General features: G+C 70.2%; 2 protein-coding genes. One reads left to right on the top strand and one right to left on the bottom strand.

The genetic code is table 11. The features are described 5' to 3' along the window. Positions 1-151: 151 nt before the first annotated feature. Positions 152-5,866 (bottom strand): excinuclease ABC subunit UvrA, encoded by a 5,715-nt coding sequence (gene uvrA / locus AC1D12_RS19485; protein WP_477842340.1) that lies wholly within the window; start codon positions 5,864-5,866, stop codon positions 152-154. 254 nt (positions 5,867-6,120) lie between these two features. Between uvrA and AC1D12_RS19490 the strand changes: the two genes are divergently transcribed. Beyond that, positions 6,121-7,197, top strand: a 1,077-nt coding sequence (locus AC1D12_RS19490; RefSeq protein WP_477842342.1) for a sensor histidine kinase, incomplete at its 3' end; no start/stop codon positions are given.

Below are 7,197 nucleotides of genomic sequence, written 5' to 3' on the forward strand. Positions count from 1 at the left end.
GCGGTCATCGCCCCTGGCGGGGCGATGACTTCCCTCCGCTGACTGGTTTCATGGTCCGTCGCCCAAACTCCCGCCAGGGGCGATGACCGATCCGACCGGCGAGCCACAGACTGCCCACCCGCGCCTTCCGCGCCAACGCAACGCACGAAAACTACGTCCGCGCCAATACCGGCTTCAACGCAACACCGGTATGGCTCGCCTTGGTCTTGACGAGCAGCTCAGGCACCCCGTTCGCCACCACCGTGCCGCCGCGCACACCGCCTTCCGGCCCCAGGTCGATGACCCAGTCGGCCTCGGCGATCACGTCCAGGTCGTGCTCGATGACGACGACGCTGTGCCCACCGTCGACCAGCCGGTGCAGCACGCGGATCAGGCGCTCCACGTCGGCCATGTGCAGCCCGACCRTCGGCTCGTCGAGCACGTACAGCGTGTGCGGCGCCTTGTTGCCGCGCCGGCCCACGTCGTCGCGCACCTTGGTCAGCTCGGTCACCAGCTTGATGCGCTGCGCCTCGCCACCGCTCAGCGTCGGTGACGGCTGGCCCAGCGTCAGGTAGCCCAGCCCCACGTCCTTCATCAGCTGCAGCGGGTGCGCGATGTTCGGCATCGACGCGAAGAACTCCACCGCCTCGTCGATCTCCATCTGCAGCACGTCGCCGATGCTCTTGCCGCGCCAGCTCACCGCCAGCGTCTCGGCATTGAAGCGCTGGCCGTGGCACACGTCGCACGGCACCTTCACGTCCGGCAGGAAGCTCATCTCGATCGTGCGCATGCCCTGCCCTTCGCAGGCCGGACAGCGGCCGTCGCCGGTGTTGAAGCTGAAGCGCGCCGGCATGTAGCCGCGCGCCCTCGACTCCAGCGTGTCGGCGAACAGCTTGCGGATCGTGTCCCAGAAGCCGATGTAGGTCGCCGGGCAGGAGCGCGGCGTCTTGCCGATCGGCGTCTGGTCGACCTCGAGCACGCGGTCGATGTAGCCCCAGCCGTCGATCTTCTCGCAGCCCTGCCAGTTCGGCTTGCCGCCGCGCACGTTGATGAACTGCAGGTTGGCCAGCAGCACGTCGCGCGCCAGCGTCGACTTGCCCGAACCGCTGACGCCGGTGACCGCCACCAGCCGCTTCAGCGGCACGTCGACCGTCACCTGCTGCAGGTTGTGCAGCGAGGCGCCGTGGATGGTCAGCAGCCGGTTCGCCTCGCCCTCCTTCGCGACCTTGCTCGCCACCGACGCGAGGAAGGCATCGACCTCGCGCCGTGCCTTCAGCGGGTGCACCAGCGGATGGGCGAGGAAGCGCCCGGTCACCGAATCGGGGTTCTTCGACAGGTCGCCCGCCGTGCCCTCGGCCACCAACCGGCCGCCGCGCTTGCCGGCGCCCGGGCCGATGTCGATGATGTGGTCGGCGCGGCGGATCGTGTCCTCGTCGTGCTCCACCACCACCAGCGTGTTGCCCTTGTCGCCCAGCTTGTGCAGCGCATCGAGCAGGATCTGGTTGTCGCGCGGGTGCAGGCCGATGGTCGGCTCGTCGAGCACGTAGCACACGCCCTGCAGGTTGCTGCCGAGCTGCGCCGCCAACCGGATGCGCTGTGCCTCGCCGCCCGACAGCGTCGGCGCCGCGCGATCCAGCGTCAGGTAGCCGAGGCCCACTTCTTCGAGGAACTCCAGCCGGCTCGCGATCTCGCTGACCACGTCGCGCGCGATCTCCGCATCACGGCCGGTCAGCGTCAAGGCCTGCACCCACTTGCGCGCATCGGCCACCGACCACTGCGCGATCCACGCGATCGAATGCGTGTCGAAGGTGACGCCGCGCGACACCGGGTTCAGCCGCGTGCCGCCGCAATCGGGGCACGGCTCGTCGACCACGCCTTCGACCTCCGCCTCCTCGGACGGGAAGCTCTGCTCGCGGCCCTTGTTGTCGTCGTCCTGCACCGAGTCGTCGTACGCCTTGCGCTGCTCACGCGTCAGCGCCAGGCCGGTGCCGACGCAGGTGGTGCACCAGCCGTGCTTGCTGTTGTAGCTGAACATGCGCGGGTCCAGCTCGGGRTAGCTGGTGGCGCACACCGGACAGGCACGCTTGGTCGAGAACACCTTCACCTCGCCGAGCTTGCGCGTCGGCGTGCCGGCCAGCATCGCGCCGCGCAGGCCCTTCAGCGGGCTCAGCAGGTGCATCACGCCCTTGCCGATGTCCAGCGCCTGCGCCAGCAGCGTGCGCAGCTCGGCTTCGTTGTCCTTGCCGATCACCAGGTCGCCGACCGGCAGCTCCACGGTGTGCTCCTTGAAGCGGTCCAGCCGCGGCCACGGATCGACCGGCAGGAAGTCGCCGTCGACCCGCAGGTGCGTGTGGCCGCGCGCCTTCGCCCACTTCGCGAGGTCGGTGTAGACGCCCTTGCGGTTGACGACCAGCGGCGCCAGCAGCCCGACATGCACGCCCTGGTGGTCGCGCAGCAGCTGGGCGGCGATGCTCTCGACGCTCTGCGGCCGCACCGGCGCGCCGTCGTTCACGCAGTGCTGGATGCCCAGCTTCACATACAGCAGGCGCAGGAAGTGCCAGACCTCGGTCGTCGTCGCGACGGTGCTCTTGCGGCCGCCGCGGCTCAGCCGCTGCTCGATCGCGACAGTGGGCGGAATGCCGTACACCGCGTCGACCTCCGGCCGCCCTGCGGGCTGCACGATGCTGCGCGCATAGGCGTTCAGCGATTCGAGGTAGCGGCGCTGGCCCTCGTTGAACAGGATGTCGAAGGCCAGCGTGCTCTTGCCCGAGCCCGACACGCCGGTCACCACGCTGAACTTGCCGCGCGGGATGCTGACATCCAGCGACTTCAGGTTGTGCTCGCGCGCGTTCACGATGCGGATTGATTCGTCGCGCTGCACGTCGCGCGCCTTCTTGACGAGGTACTGCAGCGGAACGCCTTCCTCCACCTGGTGCGCGCCGAGGCGCATCGACACGTCGTACTCAGCCAGCGCGCGGCCGGTGTGCGACGTGGGATGCAGCTTCACGTCATCCGGCGTGCCGGTGCACACCACCAGGCCGCCGGCCTCGCCGCCTTCCGGGCCGAGGTCGATCAGCCAGTCGGCCGCGCGGATCACGTCGAGGTTGTGCTCGATCACCACGAGCGAATGCCCGGCGTCGAGCAGCTTGCGGAACGCGCGCATCAGCTTCGCGATGTCGTCGAAGTGCAGGCCGGTGGTCGGCTCGTCGAACATGAAGAGCGTGCCCTTCTTCGCGACCGGCTGGCGGCTCGCGGTCRTCGTCTGCGCTGCCTCGGCGAGGAAGCCGGCCAGCTTCAGCCGCTGCGCCTCGCCGCCCGACAGCGTCGGCACCGGCTGGCCCAGCTTCACGTACTCCAGGCCCACGTCGACGATCGGTTGCAGCACGCGCAGCACCTCGCGGTCCTGCGCGAACATCTGCACCGCCTCGCTGACCGTCAGCTCCAGCACGTCGGCCACGCTGAGCTCCCTGGCCACCTCGCCGGGCAGGCGACGCTCGATCTTCACGTCGAGGATCTCGGCGCGGTAGCGGCGGCCGTCGCAATCCGGGCAGCGCAGGTACACGTCGGACAGGAACTGCATCTCGACGTGCTCGAARCCCGAGCCGCCGCAGGTCGGGCAGCGGCCGTCGCCGGCGTTGAAGCTGAACATGCCGGCGCCGTAGCCGCGCTGGCCGGCCAGCGGCGTCTGCGCGAACAGCTTGCGGATCTCGTCGAACGCGCCGACATAGCTGGCCGGGTTCGAGCGCGCGGTCTTGCCGATCGGCGACTGGTCGACGAACACCGCGTCGGTCAGCCAGTCGGCGCCGAGCAGGCGGTCGTGCTCACCGGGCGTCTCGGTGGCCTTGCCGAAGTGCCGCGCGAGCGCCGGGAACAGCACGTCCTGCATCAGCGTGCTCTTGCCCGAGCCGGACACGCCGGTCACGCACACCAGGTGCTGCAGCGGGAACTCGACCGTCACGTTCTTCAGGTTGTGGTCGCGCGCGCCTTCGAGGATCAGCTTCGGCGTCGCGTCGGTCACCAGCCGCTTCAGGCCGCCCAGGCCGACCTGCTTGCGCCCGCCGAGGTAGGCGCCGGTCAGCGTGTCGGCGCGGCGGATCTCTTCCGGCGTGCCGTCGAACACGATGCTGCCGCCGCGCTCGCCGGGGCCGGGGCCCATGTCGATCAGCCGGTCGGCCGCCAGCATCACCGCCGGGTCGTGCTCGACGACGACCAGCGTGTTGCCGGCATCGCGCAGCCGGTGCATCGCCTCGACGATGCGGTTCATGTCGCGCGGGTGCAGGCCGATGCTCGGCTCGTCGAGCACGAACATCGTGTTGACCAGCGAGGTGCCGAGCGCCGTGGTGAGGTTGATGCGCTGCACCTCGCCGCCGCTCAGCGTGCGGCTCTGGCGGTCCAGCGTCAGGTAGCCGAGGCCGACATCGCACAGGTATTTCAGCCGCGTGCGGATCTCGTCGAGCAGCAGCTTCAGCGCGTCGTCGAGCATCGTGCTGGGCAGCGTGATGCCGTCGAAGAAGCGGCGGATGCGCTCGATCGGCATCAGCATCAGGTCGTGCACCGTCAGGCCGGGCAGCGCCTCGAGCTGGTCGCGCGACCAGTGGGTGCCCTGCGGCAGGAATCGCTTTCCGGGCGGCAGCACGCCGTCGGCATCGGGCTTGCTGCCCAGGCGCCACAGCAGCGCCTCGGTCTTCAGCCGGGCGCCGCCGCAGGTGGTGCACGGCGTGTAGCTGCGGTACTTCGACAGCAGCACGCGGATGTGCATCTTGTACGACTTCGATTCGAGGTACTCGAAGAAGCGCTTGATGCCGTACCACTGCTTGTTCCAGTTGCCCTTCCAGTGCGGCGAGCCGTTGATGACCCAGTCGCGCTGCGCCTCGCTGAGCTGCGACCACGCGGCGTCGCGCGGGATGCCGGCCTCGGCGGCGTACTTCAGCAGGTCGTCCTGCGAGTCTTTCCAGGCCGGCGTCTGGATGGTCTTGATCGCGCCGGAGCGCAGCGTCTTGCGGTGGTCCGGGATCACCAGCCCCCAGTCGACGCCGATCACGCGGCCGAAGCCGCGACAGGTCTCGCAGGCGCCCATCGCCGAATTGAACGAGAACAAGGCCGGCTGCGGGTCGCCGTAGCGCAGGTCGCTGTCGGGGCAGTGCAGGCCGGTGGAGAAACGCCAGAGTGTGGGTTCGCCTTCTTCGGCCACCACATACACGTTGACCCGCCCGCTGCCGCGCTTCAGCGCCGTCTCGATCGCCTCGACCGCGCGCACCTTCTCGGTCCCCTGCAGCCGGAAGCGGTCGGCCACCACGTCGAGCACCTTGCGCGGGCCGGTCGGCGTCGCCACCTCGCGCTCCGCCTGCACGCGGGTGAAGCCGCTGGCCGCGAGCCATTGCTCGATCTCCTCGGGCGTGGTTCCGCCCGGCAATTCCACCGGAAAGGTCACCACCAGCCGCGGATCGCCCTGCGCCGTCCGGCTCATCAGCTCCGCGTAGATCGTCTCCGGGCTGTCATGCCGCACCGGCTGTGCCGTCTGCTTGTCGAACAGCTCGGCCGCCCGCGCATACAAGAGCTTCAGGTGRTCGTTSAGCTCGGTCATSGTGCCSACCGTSGAGCGCGAGGTGCGCACCGGGTTGGTCTGGTCGATCGCGATCGCSGGCGGCACGCCGTCGACCCGGTCCACCGCCGGCCGGTCCATGCGGTCGAGGAACTGCCGCGCATAGGCGCTGAAGGTCTCGACGTAGCGCCGCTGCCCCTCCGCGTACAGCGTGTCGAACACCAGGCTCGACTTGCCCGAGCCCGACGGCCCGGTCACCACCGTCATCTCGCCGGTGCGGATGTCGAGGTCCAGGTTCTTCAGGTTGTGCTGGCGGGCGCCGCGAATGCGGATGACACCGGACATGGGGAGGGCTTTCGAAATGCGGAGCCGAAGATTCTAGGGAGCCGCGACGGGTGAGCAGATCGGCGGGCCATTGGTCAGCAGCAGTCAGTAGCCATGGGCAACCGGTCTCACGCGAGACGCATTGCCCGGACGAGGCCCATTGGCTACCATGCGCCACGCTCTCACGCGTGCCGTCTGCGCGTGGCGTCATGAATACACCAGCCGTTCCACCCCTCCCTCCCGTCCACCCCGACAGCAGCCGCGCCGCGCGGCTCATGGATGTCGTCGGCGAGGGCGTGTGGGAGCACGAACTCACGTCGCTCCAGCCGTCGCAGGCCTGGCATTCGCCGCGCTGCCGCGACCTGCTGGGCGCCGGGCTGGCCGACGATCCGTCCGCGCTGCGCGCGCAGGTCGACCCGCCCGACCGGGCGCACTGGGATGCGCTGGTCGGCGCAGCGATCCGCGCCCCGGGCCGCAACGTCCAGGGCCGGCTGCGCCTGCGCACCGCCGACGGCAGCCTGCGCTGGTTCCAGGTGCGCATGCGCGCCACGGCCGACGGCGCCGGGCCGGCCACCCGGCTGGCCGGCAGCCTGCGCGAAGTCGACAGCGACCCGGCCTCCGGCCAGGCCAAGGCCGCCTTCCTGGCCCACATGAGCCACGAGCTGCGCACGCCGCTGAACGCGGTGCTCGGCATGACCGAGCTGGCGCAGCGGCTGGCCACGCACAACGAGCAGCGCGGCTACCTCGACCTGGCGCAGCAGTCCGGCCAGGCGCTGCTGCGCCTGCTCGGCGACGTGATCGACTACGCCCGCGCCGAGGCCGGCGAGCTCGCGCTGCGGCTGGAGACCTTCGACCTCGCGCAGCTGATGGCCGAGACCTGCCGCGGCTTCATGCCGCAGTTGCGCGAGCGCAAGCTGACGATGCTGTACGACTACCTCGGCGAGCAGACGCGGTTCCAGGGCGATCCGGCGCGCGTGCGCCAGATCGTCTCGAACCTGCTGGCCAATGCGGCCAGGTTCACCGCGCAAGGCCATGTCGCGCTCGTCACCGAGGTGCGGGCCCAGGCCGACGGCCCGTGGCTGCTGCGCATCCAGGTGCACGACACCGGCACCGGCATGGACGACGCCACGCTGGAGCGCGTGTTCAAGCCCTTCGAGCAAGGCGACAACAGCGCACGCCGCCAGCACGGCGGGACCGGCCTCGGCCTGTCGCTCACGCGCAAGCTGGCGGCGCTGATGGCCGGCCGCGTGACGGCCACCAGCGTGCCCGGCCGCGGCTCGGTGTTCACCGTCGAGCTGCGGCTCGCGGCAGCGGCCCAGCCGGCCGCCGCGCCGCACCCGCCCGGCCATGCC

This window comes from Rhizobacter sp. P1_G5 (genome assembly GCF_056405435.1).